Below are 20,828 nucleotides of genomic sequence, written 5' to 3'. Positions count from 1 at the left end.
CAAGGTGCCTGCGGCTGGCGTGAGGGTCAAGAGATCAAGAATTCATCAGGCAGCTCCCCGCTTGACCTCTTGGACCTCCTCTTGACCTCTTCACCCCGCCATGTCCGAAACCCTCAGCACCCGCCTCAGCCGCAGCGTCTCGGCGGATTTCTTCCGCCCGCTGGCCCGGCCCTCTGCGCCGGTCTATGTGGACTGTGCGGATCGGCTGATCGAGGAGGCTGGCGAGGCAGGCAGACTCTCCCAGCGGGAAACGACGGAGATCATCAAGGAAGTCATCGCCAAACATCCGCTGTCTTTGCTCGCCGAGGATGAAGGCGCGGCTCTGCGTGATGCCCGACAACGCGCTGGGCAGTTCTTCAATCGCCTCATCGCCGCCGGATGGCTCGAAGACCAGACACTCGGGCTGCATGAGCGCTGGGCCGTCATCACACCGGGACTCCGACCTCTGCTACGAATGCTGCGTGACCTCGCGGAGGATCGCGTCGCCGAGCTGAAGACCTTCGCCGACACCCTGCGCGGCCTTTGCCAGACGCTGGAGGAGCGCGGCGTGCTCGATCCGCAGATCAAACAGCCCGACCAGCTCCGCTCCACCATCACCGATCTCTCCCAGCGGCTCGAGCGTGCCATCGAGCAGCTTCACGCCGTGGAGAAAATCGTCACCAGCTTCGAGCAGCGGCAAAGGCAGACCGCCACCGCCGCGGACACACTCAGCCTGCTTTATGAAGAGTTCGGCCAAGGTCAGCACATGGTCTGCTACGATGCACTTCGCCGTGGTGGACTGCTCACGCGGATCGAAAATGCCCGCAGCACCATCTCGGAGCGTCACGACGATCCCCTCATGCGTGAGCGGCTCGCCGCCGGACTACGCGAACACTATGGCTACGAGGACCGTGACGCCTATGACCATGCCGTGATGATGCTCACGAAGCTCGAGCGCGACCTCGGCGGCCTCAAACGCCGTGCGGAAGCCATTGACCTGCGCATGGCTGCCTTCAATCGCCTCAGCCAGCAGCGCTATCGCTACCAGACCGAACTTCGCGGCCGCCGCCCAGAGCTGATCAAAGCCTACTGCGATGCCATCAATGCCACGCACGCTGGCAGCCGCTTCTCCGAGTTTGCCGGACAGGCAGCCGACTTCACCCCGCGCTGTGTCGAAACGAAGTTCTTCTACGGCACCGAATCTCTCTACAAACCACGCCGCACGAAGTCGCCCGTCGATCTCACCTTTGGTCAAAGCGGAGCCTCCAAGCAAAGCGAGGACGAGGTGCTCGCCGCGTGGAAAGAACGCCAGCGCCTCGCCCTCACGCCGCAGCGTGCCGCCCGCCTCGTCGCCAAGCTTTTGCCGACCAAAAAAGGCAGCACGAGCACCGAAGACATCACTTTGGAGACCACCGACGACCTCCTCGATCTGCTCGCCGTCGTCGCCTACGAGCACGCCCCGGCTCTCGCAGGCAAACGCGTCCGCTGGAGTGTCGATGGCCTCCGCCGCCGCAACGGCCTGGAACCTCACATCATCGAACACGACCACCTCGCCGGGCATCGCATCGAGCGCTTTGCCATCACAAGAGAGGCTTGAGCTAGCCCCACGCCACGCCATCATCCGCGCCCCATGTCTGCCACCTCCTCCGATCCTCTCTGGCCACGCTCCTTTTGGAGTGATGTGCCCGACAGTGACCGCGCCGCGTTGCGCGAGGTGCTGGCGGAGCTGCTCGGCCGTGGTGTCTTGCTTGGAGATGAAGGCAGCGGGCGGGAGCTCTACATGCTCGCCCGTGACCACTACCGCACCCATGTGGAGGACTACCTCGCGCCGCTGGCGCTAGAGCTGATCATTGATGACGAGCACTCGCTGCTCCAGGCGCGGCCACGCACGGAGTCCTGCCTATTGCTCGGTCGATTTGATAAAGACGAGACGCTGGTGCTGCTCGCGCTGTGGCGGCTTTATGATGATGAAATCAGCACCGGCACTCAGGAAGCCGTGATCGTGACCGTCGATCAGCTTTGGGCGGCATTGAAGGTGTTCTTTGACCGCATCGAGCCACCTAGCCCGGCGCAGATCGAGTCCACGCTGCCAAAGCTTCGTCGTCATCGCCTGATCCGCACATTGAAGCCTGAAGGCATGAGTCAGACCGGCGAGATGCAGATCGAGATCTTGCCGAGCCTTGCCCGTGTCATTCCCTTTGACGACATCACGGCCTGGCAGGCACGGATCGAAGCCCATCAACCCGCTCGCGATGCCGAACAGGAGGTGCCGACATGAACTCGCGCATCACCCTCAGCCGCATCCTCGCGGTGAACTGGTATGGCTACCGGCAGTTCATCGACGTCGCAGGTCTCACACTCATCACGGGAGCCAATGGCAGCGGCAAAAGCGCTTTGCTGGACCTCATCCAGTTCGTCATGCTCGGGGAGCAGCAGAGCCGCTTTAACAAAGCCGCCGCCGGTGCTGGCAGCGGACGTTCACTGCGCGGCTACTGCCTCTGCGATACGAACACCACCGGTCGTGACGGTGCTGAGCGATACCTGCGACCAAGCAGTGTCACGCTCGCCGCGCTGGAGTTCACCTGGCCGCTGGAATCTGGCGAGACCGAACCTCGCCGCGAGACCTGGGGAGCACGCATCGAGTATGAAGGCCCCACGGCGAAGCCTTCGACGATCTGGTTCCGCGCCGGACGTCGCCTTGCCTGGCAGGATTTCCTCAACAACGAAGCCGGACCGCAGGCGATGCAGTTCCTGCCTGAAGATGAATTCCGCACGCGAGTGAAGCGCGAACTCGACGGCGATGTCTGGGATCGCCAGAAGGCTTATCTCGATGAAATGGCGCTGCGCTCGCATCTCGGTTTCGATCCCGAGCAGATGGGCAAGACGCTGCCTCGCGCCATGGCCTTCGAGCCAGAGAGCAACTTCGAAAAATTCGTCCGCGAGTTCCTGCTCGAACCTGGAATGCCGGATGTGAAGGCCGTGAAAGCCAGTGTGGATGCACATCGCCGGGCGCAGGAACGGCTGGAGAAAATGTATGACCAGCTTGAGCGCCTGAAGCGCATCTCCGCGCATCATCAGGACTGGAGCACCTCGAAGCGTGAATCCGCCCTCTACGCGCATTTGAGCGAGGCTTTGAAGCATGAAGAAGCGCTGGAAAACCTGACCCGTCGCCGTGCCACGCTGGAAGCCAAACGTGCCGAACATGCCGACAATCAAGAAGCTCACGAGCAGGCCATGCAGGAGCGCGAAAGGCTCCGCGCTGCCGTGGATGCTGCACGCGCTGCGCTAGGTGACAAAGCCGTGAAGCTGGAGGAAAACGACCGCCGTCGTCGCGAGCTGGAAAAGGACATCGCACGCCTCGAAGAGACCGCCACCAGCGTGCGCGAGTTGCTGCGTGATCGTGTCCGCCGCTGGCAGGACTGGACGCTTCATGCCTCACGTCTCGGCCTCGATATCCCCGACAGTGCCTCGACCCTGCTTTCCTCCATGCAGAGTGCCGATGAGAGCCGAGCCCTCGCCGCTGCACGCGACATGCCGCCGGTTTACCACCTGCTCCGTGATCAGGCCATGGAGGCGCTGCGGCCCATTGAGGCTCGTCTTGCCGAACACGAATCCCGCAAAGCCGCGCTGCAAAAGGACCTCGGCCATCTTCAGGAAGGTCAGTCGGCTCCATCACCGCTTCTGAACGCACTTATGGCTCGCGGCCAGCGTGCCGCAGTGCTCGGCAGAGTGGTGGAGGTGAAGCCTGCGGCCGAGAAATGGTGGCCACTGCTGGAAACGATGCTCGGCATCCACCGCCGGGCCATCCTCCCGGAAGACTTCAAGGCCGCCTGGGATCAGGCCCAGCAGACTCCGAGCCCGACAGAGCCACTGATTCATCCCGAAGAAGTTCTGCAAAGCTCCGCCAAGATCGAGAAAGGCTCGTTGCGTGAGTTTTTGGAGACGAAACACGAAGTCGCAGGTCGTCTGCTGGATCATCTGCTCGGCGACATCATTGCCGTGAACAAAGCTTCCCAGCTCGACAAGCATGCTCGTGCCATTTCACTCGATGGCTGGCTCAAAGATCCGCCACGTCGGCTGAAGCTGGTGCCTGAAAAAGAACTCACCCTCGGCGAGGAAGGCCTGCGCCGTCTGCGTGACCTGCGCGAAGGTGAGCTGCGAGATACGGAAGCCGTGATCGCCGAGGTGCGGCTGGACTGCGACGACCTGCGCGCCTTCATCAATCGAGGTCGCGAGTCGCGTCTCGACCACTTCAGCGCTCCCGATGCCGCCAACGAACTCCATTTGCTCCCACGTCTGCGCTCCGAGCTGGGCGAGCTGCGTGCGACTTGGGAACTGCTGGCCACGCCGGATCATGTGCAGGCCATGGAAAACCTGCGGGTGCAAAACGCCACGCTGGAAGGCATCCACGAGCGCATCGGCAGCCTGAAGACGGCCATCACCGCCTTCACCGTGGAGCAGACAAAGCTCGAAGACGCCCTGAGTGAGGACATCACGCTCGAAGAGCAGACCCGCATCGCCCGCCAGACTTCACGCGTTCTTGTGCGTGGCATCAGCGATGATGAGATCAGCAAGCGAATCGCCGCCGAGCGGCAGAAGTCCACGTCGTGGCGCCGATCCATCGAGATGGCTGCGACGCTGGCCGTTCAGCTCGAAACCCGCGCTCAGGAAGCCCGCCGTCTGCGTGATGAGCAACGCCGCGAGCTCGCCGGCGCTCATGCAGATCTCAGCGATGCACTCGATGCCGAATCAGAAGACAACGACGCCTACGATCAGCGCCGTGAAGACCTCGAATCGCATGAACTGGAGCGTTTCAAGACCGCCGCACTCGAAGCCAAACGCGAGTGGGAGGATCGGCTCCAGCATCAGGTGCTCGACGTGCTGCGCGAGAAGCTCAGCGAAGCCGACCGCACCAAGCGCGAACTCAACCGCGCCATGGATCACGAGATCGGCGGCTGGCGCTACCAGCTCACCAGCCGTGCCGACAAGGCCCACAGCGCCATCTGGACGCTCGTGGAGAAAGGCCTGCCCAGCGGCAGCGAGATGGAACTCTTCAACGCCGCCGGGCGTGAGGACATCGAGCGTGCCAAAGCCGAACTCATGTCCGCCATCGACGCTGCCGACAATCCCGAGGACAAACGCCACCAACGCGCTCTCGACTACCGCTACTACCACCACTGGGACATCGAGGCTAAACCCGCCGGTCGTGGCGATGCCGCCGCGATCAGTCTAAACAAAAGCGCGAAGAAACAAAGCGGTGGCGAGAACCAAGCGCCCTTCTTTGTCGCCACGCTCGCTGCCTTCCGCCGAGTGTATGATCTCGGTCGTCGCGATGATCCGCAAAACCTCGGCCTCGTCGTCATGGACGAAGCCTTCAGCAAACTCAGTGGAGACCGCATCGACGACTGTCTCGCCCTCGCGCGCAACTTCGGCCTCCAGCTCATCATGGCCTTCCCCGAAGACCGCCTGCCCACCATGTTCCAGCACGCCGACACCGTCGTGCAATGCCGCGTCGAACGCACCTACGACGAACAAACCGAGCAGGTGCAGAACATCGAGAACTGGGTCGTCCGTGTCGAAGGCAGCAGGCTCGCGGAGCTCATGGAGTAGAACGAGTTTCCAACTCGTAAACTGGTGAGGCGGGTTTGAAACCCGCCTGCATTGGGCAAGATGGAATCTCACCGCACCAGTGTACGACTTGAAAAGTCGTTCTACGTTCCCACTCTCCCTCATGCGCTGGCTACACACGCTTCACGAGCAATGGATGTCCGCCCGGAAACGGCGGGTGACGGCTTCTGTGCGTTCGTTTAGTAGTGAGTGGGAAGACTTGTTCAACAATGCCGGCTTGAAGTCAGCAGGGGGAGGTAAGTTTGAAGCTCACACATGAAAGCGAGATAAAATCTCGCTTCACCAGTGTACGACTTGAAAAGTCGTTTTACCCTCGTTACCCGCCTCTATGAAACTCCGACTGCTTCTTCTCACTTCCCTGCTGGCTCTGACTCTCCACGCGAACGAGCCGACCAATGCCAAGGAGGCGGCGGAGAAAAAGGCAGCGGGAAATAAGGTGATCGCGGAGAAGTTTGCGAAGTGGAAGGCGACGCTGCCACCGGAGCAGCAGGCCTGGGAAACGGTGCTGGAGGAGAACCTCGGCATGGGTTTTTATCTGCCGCTGTATCAGGCGGACAAGCTGGCGGGCCGTGTCACGGCCTGGGATTATGTGAAGGATGATCAGAATCTGCCGCGCGTGCTGCTGATTGGCGATTCGGTCTCACGCGGCTACACGCTGGCGACGCAGAAGGCACTGGCAGGCGCGGCGAATGTGCATCGTGCGCCGGAGAACTGCGGACCGACGGCGAATGGGCTGAAGAAGCTGAAGGTGTGGCTGGGTGATGGGAAGTGGGACATCATTCACTTCAACTTTGGGATTCATGACCGGAAGACGCCACTGGCGGATTACGAGCAGAGGCTGGATGACATCACGGCTCAACTGAAGGCGACAGGTGCCAAGGTGATCTGGGCGAGCACGACGCCGGTGGCAGAAGGCGGGATGAAGGATGCATCACCTGCCGATCTCGTGGCGCGCAACGAAGTGGCGGCACGCGTGATGGCAAAGCATGGCGTGGAAATCGATGATCTGTATGCAGCGATGCTGCCGCGCTTGAGTGAGTTTCAGCCGCCGAACGATGTCCACTTCAAGGAGCCTGGGTATCAATTCCTCGGCCAGCAGGTGGCGGCATCCATTAGGAAACACATCCAGCTGCTGACGACGGTGAACACGGCGGTGATCCCGATGGGGAAGCTTGAAAAGGACGGCTACGGCTGGGAGGAGCGGCACGATGCGATCATGAAGATCAAGGCGGAGATCAATCCCGAGATCGTGCTCATCGGAGACTCGATCACGCATTTCTGGGGTGGCCAGCCAGAGGCGGGGAAGTCAGGCAATCGCGGCACTGAAAGCTGGCAGACTTTGTTTGGCAGCAGGCGTGTACTGAACCTCGGCTTTGGCTGGGATCGCACGCAGAACGTGCTGAAGCGAATCGAACTCGGGGAGCTGGATGGTTTGAAACCGAAGGCCATCGTCATCCACATCGGCACGAATAATCTGGCGGGTACGGTGAACGCACGCTCGAACTCGCCGGAGGAGATCGCGGCGGGCATCACGGCCATCGTGGATCAAGCCCAGGCGAAGTGCCCTGACGCAAAGATCATCCTGATGGCGATCTTCCCGCGAGGCCTGATGCCGGTGGAGCCAAAACGAGCCCTGATTCGCGACATCAACACGCGAATTGCCGACTTGGGGAAACGTCCAGGGGTGACCTTCCTCGACATCACAGAGAAGTGGCTGGGGCCGCTGGGCATCATTCCGAAAGACCTCATGCCTGACACTTTGCACCCAAACCAAAAAGGCTATGCGGTCTGGGCGGAGGCACTGAAACCAGTGCTGCCGGAGTGAGCCTCAGGGTTTCAGTGCGATCACAAACTCACGCGTGAAGACCGCGTCGATGGCTCCACGCAGCCGGCCTTCGGTGACACTGCCGCGATCTTCGGCGACGTATTCGGGCACGCTGGGATTTGGTACGAGTTCCCACGAGTGGTCACTGCGATGCACGGGGAAGACTCGCTCGGCGTAGTCGTGATAGACCTTCGTGGCGGAGGTGAGCTTGCGGGTGCGGTAACGCTGATCCTGGGCGAGCTGGCCCCAGCCTGTCATGGTGCCATCACGCTGGAGGGCGACGCCGAAACTGGAGGAAATACTGAGGCTGATGATGTCCTTCAGATCAACGGGCAGAGGGATCACGGGCGGGGCGGCATTACCCCAGAAAAGCGGCAATCCATCGCGGGGCAGGATGGCGATCCAGCCGTGGATGGGGAGACGAATGAGCTGACGACTGATGCTGAGTTCCGCAGGCGCGGCGGGGGTCACGGTGCCGACGGGCTGGATGGTGCCATCCTGAAGATGAACGTAGCCTGTGCCATCCTCGCCGGCATAGACACGGACTGGTGCCCTGCCATCGGTGGATTTCCAACTGATGCCGCTGGCCGCATTGTCCGGGCCCCAGGCGATGACATGGCCGTCGGCAAGCAGGGCAAGCGCGGAGGTGTTGGTGCTGTCGATCTGCACGACGTCGGCGGCTGCGGAGGGGACGACAACAGCGCTGCCATTCCAGTTTCCCCAGCCGCGCACTTTGCCATCTGGCAGGAGGGCGAAGACATGCTCGGAGGCTCCAGCGATGGCGACTGCCTGCCCGAGATCACGCGGGATGCGGCTGACCTCCATCGGGGGCATCATCGGGCTCGTGTTCAAGGCGAGCCGCTGGATGGCGACGATGCTGCCGGGGCGGTCCGGGCGCTTCGTGGGCGTGCCTACCGCTGTTCCTGATTTGATGGGCAATGGCGCGCCATCTCCGACCGGCGCATTCGGCGTTTGCTGCCACTCTTTGAGCACGGCTTTGACACGCAGCGCCCCGAGTTTGTCTCCCGCACTTTCACGTTTCTGCATCAACGGCTTCAGAACGGCATCCACGGACTGGAGGGCGGTCTTGGTGGCCTCATGATGAACACTTTCAAAGCTGGCAAGCTGCTGGCGATAGATGCCGCGCAGCTTTTGCAGCACGGGCGGAAGTGATGCATCCAGCCCCGGAGCTGGCAGCTCTCCCTGCAAAGCGATGCGCTCGATCTCCGCCTTGATGGCCTGCTGATCGGTGGGCGAGCTGCGCGGGTAATCACGACGCAGGGCCACGACGTACATTTCGTCGAGCTTCTGACGCTGAGTGTCGAGATCCGCCTGTGTCGGCAATGCAGCGCGTTCGCGCAGGCTGGCGCGGAGGGTGGCGAGCTCGGCATCGTGCTCCTCAAGGTTCGCCATCTGCTTGGCGATGCTGGCGAGCATGCTTTTCTCGCTCTCAAGTTCAGACCATTTCGGCAAACGCCAGACGAGGAGGTCGAAGTCGCCCTGCTGCTGATTGCTGCCGTCTTTGTATCGAGTGCTGAGCACGGCCCAGCGCTGATCTTTGCTGAGAGCGATGGACGTCACAGGCTCCGGTGTGGTCTGCCGCCAGACTTCCTCGCCGCTGGGGATGTCGATGGCGCGCAGCGTGCTGTCATCCCAGCCAGTCAGCAGGAGGCGTCCGGCATCCACGATCTCGGCGCTGATGACATTCGAGCTGCCTTTGGTGATCTCGGGCAGGGAAAGCAGGACCTTCATGTCAGGAAGGCTGATCACCTTTGGAGTGGATGCGGTCACCAAGACCACCGGAGTGCCTGGCTGGCCAAGCACACGGGTGATGTAGCCCAGAGGGCCGGCATCGAGTTTCGTGAAGGTGCTGCTGGCTGGCACAAAATGGGTGAGCTGCGGGCGGAAGACGCCCGTGGTGCTTTCGTCTTTTTTCGAGGCGCTCAGAATGACTCCCGAACCCTCTGGCGTGAGCATCATGCTGTAGTTGCGGCCTGCGTATCCAGAGACGGGAATGAGATCCGCATTGCCGGAGTCCGGCTTCCAGAGAAGCAGGTTGGCGGAACCTTCATCACCAAAGCCCGAAGCGAGGATGGTCTGCGAATCTTTGAGGAGCACGGCGTTCTGAAGCTTGTCATCAGGAAAGGAGACGCTGTGGCGCGTCTTGCCGGTGGCGAGCTCGATGAGCGCCAGCTTGTCGCTGCGGTAACTCAAGACGAGGGCCTGCGTTTCATCGGCGCTGATTTGCAGGCGGGAGAGTTGATCGAGGCCCGCTTCCACACTGTAGATCTGCTTTTGAGTGCTGAGATCCCAGAGCCGCAGGGTGCCATCCACACCACCGGAGAGAACGCGGTTCTGATCGCCGAGCAGTTGCAGGGCAAAGACGGAACCTGCGTGGCCATCAAGTCGTGCCACCTCGCCAGCAGCACCTTCGGGCACGGCGTACGGCTTTAGCTCTGGCATGGCGGGCTTCACCACTGGCTTGTCTGGGGCAGGCAACGTTGGTTTGGCCACTGCCATCGCTGGTGCGGGTGGAGCTGGCGCAGCCGTGGGCGGAATCACCGCAGGCATCGGCTCAGGTGCTTTGACGGGCTCGGGCTTTTGGACAGCAACTTCGGCAGGCTTCGCCGGTTCTGACTTGGGTTCGGCGGGCTCAATGCTGACTCTGTCTTTGAAGATGAGCCAGGCGAAGGCGGCCAGCACAAGCACCGAAGCGATGCCCCAGCCTGCAGGTGCGAGCATCCTGCTGAGCTTGGCCGCCAAGGAAGGCCGGTAGCTCGTGTAGTGCTCGGGAGGTTCAAAAGGGATCTGCGGTTTGGCGGCTGCCTCGGCTGCGGGTGCTGGAGCCGCGTCGCCCGTGCGCTGCTTTTCGGCGGTGGCGGTGAGCAGGGCCACCTTCACCTCGCTGGCCTTTTGATAGCGGGCTTCGGGCTCGCTCATCAGGCATTTGGTGATGACGTTGGCAAAACCATGCGGCAGGCCTTTGCCAGCATCTTTGCCCGCAGCGGTGGGCGTCTTGCCCGTGAGCATCTCGTGGATGACCACGCCGAGTGCGTAGATGTCCGCACGATGATCGACGTTGGCACCCGTGATCAGACGCTCCGGCGCAGTGTAGTCAGGCGTGCCGTATTCGACTTCGTCGGGATTTGGCAGAGCGGAGAGATCACGCGCGAGGCCGAAGTCGGCCACCTTCACCTTCCAATCATTCGTGATGAGGATGTTCGCCGGCTTGATGTCGCGATGCGCCACGCCTCGGTCATGGGCGAACTGGAGCGCATCACAGAGCTGGGCGATGACCTCACGCGCCTTTTCCGTGGTGATCTCCTTTCGTCGTGTCCGCCGGTGCAGATCGCAGCCCTCGACGTATTCCATCACAAGGAATAGATGCCGCGCGTAGGTCTGCCCGAAGTCAAAGACAGCGACGATGTGCGGATGCACCAGCTTCGCCATGGAGCGCGCCTCTTTGATGAAACGCTGCACGTCCTCCGGATTCTGCGCGGAGGCGGCGGGCATGACCTTGATGGCGACGAGACGGTCTAGCGCGATCTGCCTTCCTTTGTAAACCGCCCCCATGCCGCCGATGCCGATGATCTCGTGGATCTCGTATTGAGGCAAAAGCTGCGCCAACTCCTCCAGCGATGGATAGGTCGGCTCCTCCGCCTCAGGGGGCGGTGTCGGGGCGACGGGATCGACGGGGTCTTCGGGCATTTAAAAAGAAGTAACGGAAATGGGCGCGGACATTACATGGCAACGCAGCTTTGAGGCCAGAGAAAAGACTCGGATATCCACGCTATCCTGAGATGGGAGAAACTTGGTGGATAGAGGGATGAGCGCGTGCTTGTTTGGAACTCCGCCATGAAACGCTTCCCTTTCCTCCTCCTGCTGCTGGTTGGAATTCTCTCTCAGGCTGCTGAGCCTGGCTTTCCAAAATTCGCCGCAGCGTCCGTGCATCCGCTGGCGACGGAAGCCGCCGTGCAGGCCTATAAAAAGGGCGGCAACGCCGTGGATGCCGCCGTGGCCACGGGGCTGACGCTCGGCGTGGTGGACGGGCATAACTCAGGCATCGGCGGCGGGTGTTTCTTCGTGATCCGAGCAGCAGATGGCTCCGTGACCTGCATTGACGGCCGTGAAATGGCTCCCGCGAAGGCGAGCCGCGACATGTATCTCATCGACGGTAAATTGGACAACGAAGCGAGCAAGACCGGCGCACTCGCCTCGGGCGTGCCGGGTGCGCTGCGGGCCTATGAACTGGCTTTGAAAAAGCATGGGAAGCTGACGCTCGCTGACCTGCTGCTGCCAGCGGCGGAGATCGCGGAAAAAGGATTCGTTCTCGACGAGGTCTATGCGCGGAAGCTCGCCGCGACGGCGGAGAAGCTGAAGAAGTTCCCTGCCAGTGCAGCCATCTTTTTCAAAGCCGATGGCTCACCGCTGAAGAAGGGCGACCTGCTCGTGCAGAAAGACTTGGCTAAGACTTATCGCGCCATCGCCGAGCACGGGACGGCCTGGTTTTACGGCGGCGAGTATGCCCAGCAGGTGGCGTCATGGATGAAGGAAAACGGCGGTATCATGACGGCGGATGACTTCACGAACTACAAGGCCGTGGAGCGCGAGCCCGTGCGGGCAAAGTATCGCGGCTATGACATCGTGGCCATGCCGCCGCCGAGCAGTGGTGGCGTGCATGTGGCGCAGATTTTGCAGATCATGGAGCACTTCCCCATCCGCGATCTCAGCGACGCGCAGCGCGCGCATGTGGTGACAGAGGCCATGAAGCTCGCCTTTGCCGACCGCGCTCATTGGCTGGGTGATCCCGACTTCGCCAATGTGCCGCGCGGGCTTGTTGATCCCGCGTATGCGAAGGATCTCGCCGCGAAGATCGACCTGAAAAAAGTGACCCCCGTGCCGAGTCACAACATGCCGCCGCGCTGGGAAGGTGACATCTTCGGCAAGCACACCACGCATCTCTGCACCGCCGATGCCGAGGGCAACTGGGTGGCGCTGAATCAGACGATCAACACTGCCTTCGGCAGCAAGGTCATCGTCCCAGGCACCGGCGTGCTGCTGAATGATGAGATGGACGACTTCGCCGTGCAGCCCGGAGTGCCGAATGCCTTCAAGCTCATCGGTGCCGAAGCCAACGCCGTCGCTCCCGGCAAACGCCCTCTCTCCAGCATGAGCCCCACGATTGTTTTCAAAGACGGCAAGCCCATCCTCTGCACCGGAGCCGCTGGTGGCCCCACCATCATCACCCAGGCCCTGCTGCTGATCTCAAACATACTCGACCGCGACATGGAACCCAACGCCGCCCTGAAGCAACCCCGCTTCCACCACCAGTGGGCCCCCGACGAACTGAAGATCGAAAAAGCCTTCGGTGACGAAACGCTGGCTGAACTGGCGAAGCTGGGCCACAAGCTAGAGCCCGTGACCGCCTTTGGTGCCTGCCAAGCCATCCTCTGGGATGCCGACCGTAATCTCCTCGTGCCCGCCCATGATCCGCGTGTGCCCGGGAAAGCGGATGGGCAGTGAACTACTGCCCCACCAAGCGATGGGGCTCAGGCCAAAAGTCATGAAGCGGTGGTTCCTCATTTGCCAGCCCAGAAGCCTGATGGCAGGTCAGCAAGACATAGCCTACTCAAGTCGCGCTTCTTACCCGTTGTCGTTGGGGGAGCATTACGGGTTGGCGGTGACAGCACTGGAGGTTTTCACACCTCTCGCGGTGTTTCATTCAGGTCTCCGCGTCTCCAAGTCTTTCTTCCCGGTCTCCGGCGAAGCCGTCTCAAGGACTCCCAGTCTTTCCCCTCAAAGTCAGCCCATCATCTCTGCGGCGTTCCATCTCTCGCGGTGGTTTCAGTCAAGCAGTTGCACCCTGGCGTCGTATTTCTGATGTTGTTTCACGAAGACAAGCTCACCCAGCTACTTCGCCCGTTGCTCCATCACGGCGCTGAGTTTTTTGCCCCAACTGGCGACGTAGTCGCTGTGCATGTGGTTGAGCAGGGCCACGACTTCGGGTGCAGCGGTGGCGGGGTTGCCGGCTTTGGGGAAGGGCGGCTGCGGATCGTATTCGGCGAGGAGTTGCACGCCCTGCGCATAGAAGTCGCCACGGTATTGACGTAGCAGTTCGAAACCGAGATCGAGCCCGGCTGTGACGCCGCCACAGGTGATGCGGTTGCCGTCGATGACGACGCGTTGCTTCACGGGCTCGGCCCCGACGATGGGCAGCAGGTCAAGCGTCTGCCAGTGGCTGGTAGCGCGGCGGCCTTTGAGCAAACCCGCAGCGCCAAGAATGAGTCCGCCCGTGCAGATGCCACCGGCCATTTTAGAGGCTTCACCTGTCTGGCGAACGAAGTCGAGAAGCGCGGAGTTTTCAATCGCCTGCACGGTGCCTGCGGTGCCGCCGGGGATGAGTAGGAGGTCGGGTTTGTCAGGGCATTGATCAAAGCTGAGCTGCGGGCTGACGGTGAAGCCGCTCTCACTCGGCACGGGATCAAGCGTGGCGGCGATGAACTTCACACTGGCTCCGGTCATGCCAGCGAGCACGTAATGCGGTGCGATGGCATCCAGCGCGGTGAAGCCTGGATAGAGCAGGATGAGGATCTTTTCCGTGCCGGGTTTGAGCAGCGCCACGGCATCGGCATGAGCTTTGTCGGCATCGGAGGCAGTGCTTTTCGCAGTGGCAAGGAGGCTGCTGGCGGCGGTCAAGGCGCGGAGGAAATCGCGACGGGTTTGGTGGTCCAAGTTAGCTAAAGGTGGGGACATGGTCGGATGTGAGTCGTTGCTTATTCTTCCAGCAGTCGGTAAAAGCGCTTCGCAGTGGACGACGGGGCAGTGGGCGTGAGCGGTGGGCCAGCATCGGTCCACTGGATGAGCTGCTCCTTGCCTGTGACTTTCGGACCGACGGTGATCCAGTTCAGCAGGTCGGTGGAATACTGGAGTTGGTAGGAGGCGTTGCCTTTGCCGATGACTCCGATTCGCATACTGCCTGCGGTGAAGCTCGACGCTGCTGGTGTGCGCGGCGGTGTGACGGCGGCGATGGGTGTCTCGACACGAAATTCGCCGACATCTTTGCCGCGATCTCCGGGCAGAAAGAACTGATCCATCTCATAAGAAATGGTGAGATCACCCGCGATGACGAGTTTCCCGGCGCTGGCAGTGACGACGACGTTCTTGGTTTCAAAGGCGGGCACGCCTGGAAAATCGAAGTTGTTAACGAAGACCCAGCCACGATTCGGCAGCGTGTTTCCTGCTGGCAGGTTGTAGCGGAAGGTGAAGTCGCCGAGCAAGAAAGCGCCGGTGAAATCACCGACAAAACGCAGGACGCCGGTGAGACCCATTTCGCCCGAGGCAGTGCCGGTGACGTTGGCGGGATCATAGGAGAAGGTGCTCACTTTCCGGGTGCGTCCAGTGAGGTTGGTGACGCTGCTGCCATTGATCTCATACTTCAGATAAGTCGTGGGGATGGCGCTGAAAGTCGGGACGATGTGCTCACTCAAGATCTGTGTTCGCGTGCGATTACGGTCCGCATTGCCCTGAAAGAACTCTTCGAGAATCATGCCGCCGATGGCTGGATTGGAGCCGACATTCAAAGCGGCGAGAGCTACGGGATCGAAATCAAAAATGACGGAACCTTCACGGACGTTGATCGTGGCGGCTGGTGCTGTGGAAGCGAGTCCGAGTGTCATCAGAGGCAGCAGCAGATGGCGGAGGCGTGAGTTCATGACGGGTGCGTTTTAGAAGGTCGTGGAAAGCGTGAGGCCGATGGAAAGCGGTCGCGCTGGAGCCACCACGTCTTCTCCGAGATAAGGGTAGGGCTCGTAGTAGAAGTGGTTGGTGAGATTGGTGATGGAGAGCACGGCTTTGAAGGCCTTCCGCTCATACGAGATCTGGGCGTCGGCGACGTAGTAGGCCTCCGTGAAGTAGTCGTTGGTGAAGCTGACAGGCCGCTTCGATCCAGCGGTGACGCCGATGCCGAGACCCAGGCCTTTGAGTGCGCCTTCACGGAAGCGGTAGCGTGCGGCGAGGCGTCCGCTGTGCTCGGGCACACGCGGCAGTTTTTTGCCGATGCGGTCGATGTTTTGGCCGACGGTGGCGACTTTGTTGACCACATCTTCCGTGACAATGGCGTCGGTGTAGGCATAGGCGAAGAGCAGCGAAAAAGAAGGTGTGGGCTCCCACGCGAGATCGAGTTCCACACCCTGGGCTCGTTGCTGGCCAATCTGGACGGTGGAGCCGGGGATAAAGGGATTGGCCGTGGGCACGTTTTCGCGGATGAGCTGGTAGGCGGCGAGCGTGCCGGAGAGGCCGAGGTCGTCATTCACCAGCTTGAATCCGCCTTCCATCATGGTGGAGGACTCAGGCACGGGCGGTTCTTTGCCGGTGTAGTTCAGCACGCCGCGATAGCCTTCTGAATACGCGCCGAACATGGAGACGCCGCCTGCAATGTCGATCACGGCACCGATGCGAGGGGCGATCTCCAGATAGTCTTTTTGGTAGGCCGTCGGTGCGCCGAGCGTGTTCTCGGTTGTGTATTGATGATCCAAGGCGAGGCTGATGACACGCAGCCCGGCCAAAACATGGACACGATCAAAGGCCGTCATGTGATCTTGAATGTAGCCGCCCATGGTGCGGAAGCGGTTGCTCGTTTGGTCGATGATGTCCGGCTGCACGTAATGCAACGTGCTGCCTGGCGAGGCGAAGTCGATGAAGCCAAAACGGGCGGCGATCACGGTGTCTGGGATTGGTCCAGGGATGGGAATGCGCAGATGGCTGAAGCCGAGTCCTGCGGAGTTTGTGGTGAAGTCGATGTCACCACCGAGCACGACTTCATGCTTCGTCGGTCCGAGTTCGAAACGCTTCGTGAGCCAGCCGTTGATGGTCCATTGTTCGACCTCGGAGGGCAGATAACCGCTGAGCACGGGATACACACTCGGCGTGGCATTCAGCGGCGACTGGGCACTGGCAAAGGTGTAGATGGAGTACTCCTCGAAGCTGCTGTGGAAGTACTGCGCGGTCAGATTCACATCGAGACTCTCTGAGAACGAGTGCTTCAAAGCAGCGACGATGCGCGTGTTTCGGATCTCACTTTCTGGAGCATCCTCGGCACCTGTGAAGCGGTAAGGATCGACGGACGGTCCCGTGTAGGGTGCGTTGTTGTTCGTGGCTGGCGGCAGCACCAGCGCGGCGGGCAGGCCGGAGTATTCCAGCATCTTCAGATTGCTCAATTGGGCACGCAGGGTGAAGACGGTGTCGGGTGTGATCTCCCAGCGCAGTGTGGGATTCACCGACCAGCGCTTTTGCCCTGTGACGTCGATATGACTGCCTGCGGACTCATAGTCGCCGGTGAGGCGCAGAGACAGAGAGCCATCATCCGTCAGCGGCAGGTTCAGATCAGCAAAGGGATTGATCGTGTCCCAGCTTCCGGTTCGCAGGCCGAGCGTGTGTTGCTGGATGGGTTGTGGATCGACTGAGACGACATTGATGATGCCGCCGAGCGGTGAACCCACACCGCCGCCGAAGAGCGCTGCCGTGGGGCCTTTGATCACTTCCACGGACTCCACGTTGATGACCGTCGCTGGATCAGTGGTCGCCGTAGTGCTGTAAGCGGGCATGCCATCTGCATACACATCGGCTGAAAAGCCACGCACCAGTGGGCTTAGGATCAGCGTTTGATACGTCTTCACCGGCACGACGCCGGAGACATTGACGAGCGTGTCCGCCAGATTTTGCACGTCCTGCTCCTTCATCATCTGTCTCGGGATGACGATGATGGACTGCGGCACACGATTCATCGGTGCATTCGTCCGAGTCGCGGTGCTGATGCGCGGGCTCCAGGCCGTCTCGCGTTCAGCCGTGATCACGATGGCCTCTAGCTCGGTCGCTTCTGCGGGCGGTGGTTTCGCTCCCTCTTCAGCCGCCAGAGACAGCAGAGCCACACCGAGCCAGCTCATCGTCAGAAGCAGGCTTGGCGACTGAGAGCGACGTCCTTGCATACGGCATGATGGCAGTGCCCTCCACAGCGAGGCAGTTGCCGAGAATGATGATCAGCAGCGGCGGCGGCGCATGACGAGCACGGCAATACCCAGCATTGAGAACATTATACGTGAGGGCTCGGGCACTGCTATAGCACTGAAGCTGAAGTTGCCCACGTCGTTCCCCTGATTGGCCGGAGTAGCGAGATAGAAGTTCGCCATCTCATAGCTGACTGCCAGATCACCCGAGATGTCGAAGGCCGAGGCCGCGGCGTTCACCGCCACATTCTTGAGGTCAAAGGCCACGCCTCCGCCGATCATGTTTACTCGCAAAGCCCAGCCCGTGCCACCGACAAGCAGGCGAGTCGGATCATAAAAAAGAGTGTAGTCGCCAAAGCCGAGTTGGCCGCCGCCGAGCAGTGGATTCACGTCCCAGCGGGTGATGCCACCGAGGCCGATAACTCCCGTGTGGCCCGTTGGATTTCCGACTTCATAGGCAAAGGTCGTGGCCTGATTGTTCCGGTCCGCCAGATTGGTGACGGTGGAGCCATTCATGGCATGGTAAAGACCTGTGGTGGCTGGATTCGCCACGACTTCATCATTTAGGATCTGAGTGCCTGTGCGTGAGGTGACTCCTGCTTGATTGAAGAACTCATCCATGACCAAGGCCTCAAAGCCGGGCACGTTTGCGCCGCCTGCTAGGCTGGCCCAGGCTGCTGCATCATAGTCGATCGTGGCACCACCGCTGACGAGGGTGTAGGCGGCATTGACCTGAGAAGTCATGGCCGAAAAAGGAAGGAGAAGTGTGAGGAAGAGCCGGGAGTTCATGGCGGGAGATTACTTGGTTCGGGCTAACGCGTCTCCTAACACGCCTCTTCGATTCATGCCCTGCGGCATAATGTCGCACCCACACATTCGTCATCGCTTTACCATGCCTGAAAGCGCCAAAAGTATGAATGCTGAGCAGGACAAGTGAGGCGTCTTGGCCTTTTGATGCCGAGTTCGTTTCGACTCCTCATGACAACCATGGCCAACACCGTTCCCTCCATCACCACCATCACGCTGCGCTGGCTGCTGGGACTGCGCTGGGTGGGCATGGCCGGGCAGATGGTGACGCTGGCGATCGCCGGTGGCGTGCTGAAGCTGGAGCTGCCCTGGCTGCCACTGCTGGCCGTGATCGGCTTTACCGCTGTTTCAAACATCATCCTGCTGGCCATTACCAAGCATGACGCTCCGCACCGAGAATGGACCGTAGCTACCGTGATCGCGGCGGATGTGCTGCTGCTGACGGTTCTGATCTATCTCACCGGCGGTGCCTCCAATCCCTTCTCCAGCTTTTACCTTGTGCTCATCGCGCTGGCAGCCATGTCGCTAGGAGTTCGCTGGCTTTCGCTCATCGTCGCTCTCTCAGCTGGGGCTTACATGTACATCTTTTATCATGGCCTGCCTTTAAAAGGTCCTGGCGGCATCGGGGAGATCGGCTGTCCCGGTTATGGACTGCATCTGCAAGGCATGGCGGTCGCGTTTTTCCTCACCGCGCTTTGCATCGCCTACTTTGTGCAACGGATGCACCGCAGCCTGCGCTCGCGTGATGCCGCACTGGCGGAGGCCGAGACACGAGCGGCGCGGGCAGATCAGTTCAGCGCGCTCGCAGCTCTCGCGGCGGGCGTCGCTCATGAGCTGGGCTCACCCCTGGGCACCATCGCTGTGGCTAGCCATGAGCTGGAAGTGGCGCTGGCAAAGCTGCCCGCACCGGGACCGCTGGAAGACGCCACCCTCATCCGCCAGGAAGTGGAGCGCTGCCGCACCATCCTGGACAGGCTGGACCGGCGCTCCACCTCCGGCACAGGCGATGCGCCAGAGCCCTGCTCAGCGGTGGTGCTCATCAGCGACTTGAGAGCCGCGATGCCTGCGGCCTTGAATGCGCGGCTCGTCATCCGCGATCTCACTCAGGGCGTGACTTTGCATCTGCCAAAACAACCCGTGGTGCAGTCACTCATCATCCTCATTCACAATGCCTGCGAAGCTGACACCCAAGGCCAACCTGTAGAGCTGGAAATCTCTCATGAGCACGGGCAGCTCCGCTTCACCGTTCTGGATCGCGGTCCCGGCATGTCCGCCGCAGCACAGAGGCACGCTGGCGAACCTTTCTTCACCACCAAACCGCCGCGCCAGGGCATGGGACTCGGCCTTTTCCTCGTGCGCACTCTTGCTCTCCAGCTTGGTGGAGAAATCTCGCATCAACTGCGTGAAGGCGGCGGCACGAGCGCCAGCTTTGAGTTTCCCGCCACCCTCATCGAGTCATGAGCCTCTTGATCCAGCGCATCCTGCTCGTCGATGATGACAGCACCTATCTCCACCGGCTCGCGCGTGCTCTGAAAGACCGTGGCTACACCGTCTCAGCCGTCGAAAGCGCCGAAGAGGCCCCCGCTGCTGCTGCCGAGCTGAAGCCCGACGCGGCAGTGCTGGATTTAAAACTACCCGCCGCCAGCGGACTCGTCTGCCTGCGTGAACTGCGTGCGGAATGGCCTGAACTGCGCGTGCTGATCCTGACCGGCTATGCCAGCATCGCCACCGCCATGGAGGCCGTGCGGCAGGGCGCATGGGATTACATCACCAAGCCCGCCGATGCGGATCAGATCCTCGCCGCCTTGCAGCGTGATCCATCTGCCCCGCAGGAGGAAACCGAGATCGCCACACCCTCCTTGGATCGGCTGGAGTGGGAGCACATCCAGCGCGTGCTCACGGATAATGATGGCAACGTCAGCCAGACCGCCGTCGTGCTAGGAATGCACCGCCGCTCACTCCAGCGAAAACTGCGAAAGCTGCCACCCAACGGCTGATCAAGTGCGGCATGATGTCGCAGGCACGGGTTTACGACTGACAGCACTTGGGTTCATGACCCACCGTGGCGGTCTCCCATGAAGTTGTCTTCGCTCGCCACCGCTCTCGCTCTCTTTAGCCTCGCCTCGACCTGTGTCGCCGCACCTGTCGCGGTGCATGGCGGCTCGCTCATTTTAAACCTAGACGCAGGAGCCTTTGCCACCGGTGCTGATCCAGGTCTGTATTCTGGCTACGGCCTCACGATGACGCCTGGACAGCCACACATCGTGCTCGGGCGATACTTCAGCTTGGAAGACATGGTCGGGCGCAGACTGGTAGGGAACGGACTCCGGCCTGATCTGAATGGCATGAGGCCTGTCTCTAATGTCGGCACTGCCACCGTCCCGGTTTGGTCCGTGGACATCCGCCAGTTCCGCACCACTTACAATGCCGGGCGTGTCCGAAAGTTTGTGTTTCGGGTCTTGAGCCTGTCAGAAAGTTTGTGTGGAGGGTCAAAACCGAGGACAGGAAGACATGAGAAGACCCAAAACGAAGGAAGACAAAGCGCTCGATGAAGCGCTGGACGTGTTAATCGCCAAAAGCGGCCATTC

At 61.0% G+C, this 20,828-nt stretch carries 13 protein-coding genes; 8 read left to right on the top strand and 5 right to left on the bottom strand.

What is annotated here, in order from left to right:
• Window positions 1-100 precede the first annotated feature (100 nt).
• From AC6FTP_RS03790 to AC6FTP_RS03775, 4 genes are all read left to right on the top strand, one after another.
• Window positions 101-1,576, top strand: a complete 1,476-nt coding sequence (locus AC6FTP_RS03790; RefSeq protein WP_497205571.1) for a Wadjet anti-phage system protein JetA family protein — start codon at window positions 101-103, stop codon at window positions 1,574-1,576.
• 33 nt (window positions 1,577-1,609) lie between these two features.
• Entirely contained in the window at window positions 1,610-2,257 is a 648-nt protein-coding gene (locus tag AC6FTP_RS03785; protein ID WP_497205570.1) for a DUF4194 domain-containing protein, read from the top strand.
• A complete protein-coding gene (locus AC6FTP_RS03780; RefSeq protein WP_497205569.1) occupies window positions 2,254-5,589 on the top strand; it encodes an SbcC/MukB-like Walker B domain-containing protein in 3,336 nt (1,111 codons plus the stop codon). The genes AC6FTP_RS03785 and AC6FTP_RS03780 overlap by 4 nt, the downstream gene beginning before the upstream one ends.
• Before the next feature lie 346 nt (window positions 5,590-5,935).
• Window positions 5,936-7,432 (top strand): SGNH/GDSL hydrolase family protein, encoded by a 1,497-nt coding sequence (locus tag AC6FTP_RS03775; RefSeq protein ID WP_497205568.1) that lies wholly within the window; start codon window positions 5,936-5,938, stop codon window positions 7,430-7,432.
• A 3-nt stretch (window positions 7,433-7,435) separates the two neighbouring features.
• Here AC6FTP_RS03775 and AC6FTP_RS03770 read toward each other — a convergent pair whose 3' ends face one another.
• On the bottom strand, window positions 7,436-11,140 hold the full coding sequence (locus AC6FTP_RS03770) for a WD40 repeat domain-containing serine/threonine protein kinase (protein WP_497205567.1): 3,705 nt from the start codon (window positions 11,138-11,140) through the stop codon (window positions 7,436-7,438).
• Between the two features lie 147 nt (window positions 11,141-11,287).
• On the opposite strand from AC6FTP_RS03770, the gene ggt reads away from it, so the two are divergent.
• Window positions 11,288-12,955 carry a gamma-glutamyltransferase gene (gene ggt, locus AC6FTP_RS03765; RefSeq protein WP_497205566.1) on the top strand — a complete coding sequence of 556 codons (1,668 nt, stop codon included), beginning with the start codon at window positions 11,288-11,290 and terminating at the stop codon, window positions 12,953-12,955.
• Window positions 12,956-13,342: 387 nt separating this feature from the next.
• Here ggt and AC6FTP_RS03760 read toward each other — a convergent pair whose 3' ends face one another.
• The 4 genes from AC6FTP_RS03760 to AC6FTP_RS03745 all read right to left on the bottom strand — a co-directional run bounded on the left by AC6FTP_RS03760 (window position 13,343) and on the right by AC6FTP_RS03745 (window position 18,222).
• Window positions 13,343-14,185 (bottom strand): DJ-1/PfpI family protein, encoded by an 843-nt coding sequence (locus AC6FTP_RS03760; RefSeq protein ID WP_497205565.1) that lies wholly within the window; start codon window positions 14,183-14,185, stop codon window positions 13,343-13,345.
• Between the two features lie 20 nt (window positions 14,186-14,205).
• On the bottom strand, window positions 14,206-15,144 hold the full coding sequence (locus AC6FTP_RS03755) for a hypothetical protein (RefSeq protein WP_497205564.1): 939 nt from the start codon (window positions 15,142-15,144) through the stop codon (window positions 14,206-14,208).
• Between the two features lie 12 nt (window positions 15,145-15,156).
• Complete coding sequence (locus tag AC6FTP_RS03750; RefSeq protein WP_497205563.1) at window positions 15,157-17,373, bottom strand: TonB-dependent siderophore receptor; 2,217 nt, start codon at window positions 17,371-17,373, stop codon at window positions 15,157-15,159.
• Window positions 17,374-17,466: 93 nt separating this feature from the next.
• Window positions 17,467-18,222, bottom strand: a complete 756-nt coding sequence (locus tag AC6FTP_RS03745; RefSeq protein ID WP_497205562.1) for a PEP-CTERM sorting domain-containing protein — start codon at window positions 18,220-18,222, stop codon at window positions 17,467-17,469.
• A 198-nt stretch (window positions 18,223-18,420) separates the two neighbouring features.
• Between AC6FTP_RS03745 and AC6FTP_RS03740 the strand changes: the two genes are divergently transcribed.
• The 3 genes from AC6FTP_RS03740 to AC6FTP_RS03730 all read left to right on the top strand — a co-directional run bounded on the left by AC6FTP_RS03740 (window position 18,421) and on the right by AC6FTP_RS03730 (window position 20,792).
• Window positions 18,421-19,701 (top strand): ATP-binding protein, encoded by a 1,281-nt coding sequence (locus AC6FTP_RS03740; protein ID WP_497205561.1) that lies wholly within the window; start codon window positions 18,421-18,423, stop codon window positions 19,699-19,701.
• Window positions 19,698-20,237 carry a response regulator transcription factor gene (locus AC6FTP_RS03735; RefSeq protein ID WP_497205560.1) on the top strand — a complete coding sequence of 180 codons (540 nt, stop codon included), beginning with the start codon at window positions 19,698-19,700 and terminating at the stop codon, window positions 20,235-20,237. Before AC6FTP_RS03740 ends, AC6FTP_RS03735 begins: the two co-directional genes overlap by 4 nt.
• A 78-nt stretch (window positions 20,238-20,315) precedes the next feature.
• Entirely contained in the window at window positions 20,316-20,792 is a 477-nt protein-coding gene (locus tag AC6FTP_RS03730) for a hypothetical protein (protein ID WP_497205559.1), read from the top strand.
• The last annotated feature ends 36 nt before the right edge of the window (window positions 20,793-20,828 follow it).

The sequence above is a fragment of the Prosthecobacter sp. genome (genome assembly GCF_044378005.1).
Taxonomy (GTDB): domain Bacteria; phylum Verrucomicrobiota; class Verrucomicrobiia; order Verrucomicrobiales; family Verrucomicrobiaceae; genus Prosthecobacter.
Note: the sequence above shows the minus strand (reverse complement) of the source record. Positions and strands in the feature narration are given on the sequence as shown.

What these genes read in the sequence shown, in the direction of transcription:
- AC6FTP_RS03745 (WP_497205562.1), bottom strand. Translation starts at nt 18,222, where the DNA reads ATGAACTCCCGGCTCTTCCTCACACTTCTCCTTCCTTTTTCGGCCATG.
- ggt (WP_497205566.1), top strand. Translation starts at nt 11,288, where the DNA reads ATGAAACGCTTCCCTTTCCTCCTCCTGCTGCTGGTTGGAATTCTCTCT.
- AC6FTP_RS03750 (WP_497205563.1), bottom strand. Translation starts at nt 17,373, where the DNA reads ATGAGCTGGCTCGGTGTGGCTCTGCTGTCTCTGGCGGCTGAAGAGGGA.
- AC6FTP_RS03790 (WP_497205571.1), top strand. Translation starts at nt 101, where the DNA reads ATGTCCGAAACCCTCAGCACCCGCCTCAGCCGCAGCGTCTCGGCGGAT.
- AC6FTP_RS03755 (WP_497205564.1), bottom strand. Translation starts at nt 15,144, where the DNA reads ATGAACTCACGCCTCCGCCATCTGCTGCTGCCTCTGATGACACTCGGA.
- AC6FTP_RS03770 (WP_497205567.1), bottom strand. Translation starts at nt 11,140, where the DNA reads ATGCCCGAAGACCCCGTCGATCCCGTCGCCCCGACACCGCCCCCTGAG.
- AC6FTP_RS03775 (WP_497205568.1), top strand. Translation starts at nt 5,936, where the DNA reads ATGAAACTCCGACTGCTTCTTCTCACTTCCCTGCTGGCTCTGACTCTC.
- AC6FTP_RS03760 (WP_497205565.1), bottom strand. Translation starts at nt 14,185, where the DNA reads ATGTCCCCACCTTTAGCTAACTTGGACCACCAAACCCGTCGCGATTTC.
- AC6FTP_RS03740 (WP_497205561.1), top strand. Translation starts at nt 18,421, where the DNA reads ATGGCCAACACCGTTCCCTCCATCACCACCATCACGCTGCGCTGGCTG.
- AC6FTP_RS03735 (WP_497205560.1), top strand. Translation starts at nt 19,698, where the DNA reads ATGAGCCTCTTGATCCAGCGCATCCTGCTCGTCGATGATGACAGCACC.
- AC6FTP_RS03780 (WP_497205569.1), top strand. Translation starts at nt 2,254, where the DNA reads ATGAACTCGCGCATCACCCTCAGCCGCATCCTCGCGGTGAACTGGTAT.
- AC6FTP_RS03785 (WP_497205570.1), top strand. Translation starts at nt 1,610, where the DNA reads ATGTCTGCCACCTCCTCCGATCCTCTCTGGCCACGCTCCTTTTGGAGT.
- AC6FTP_RS03730 (WP_497205559.1), top strand. Translation starts at nt 20,316, where the DNA reads ATGAAGTTGTCTTCGCTCGCCACCGCTCTCGCTCTCTTTAGCCTCGCC.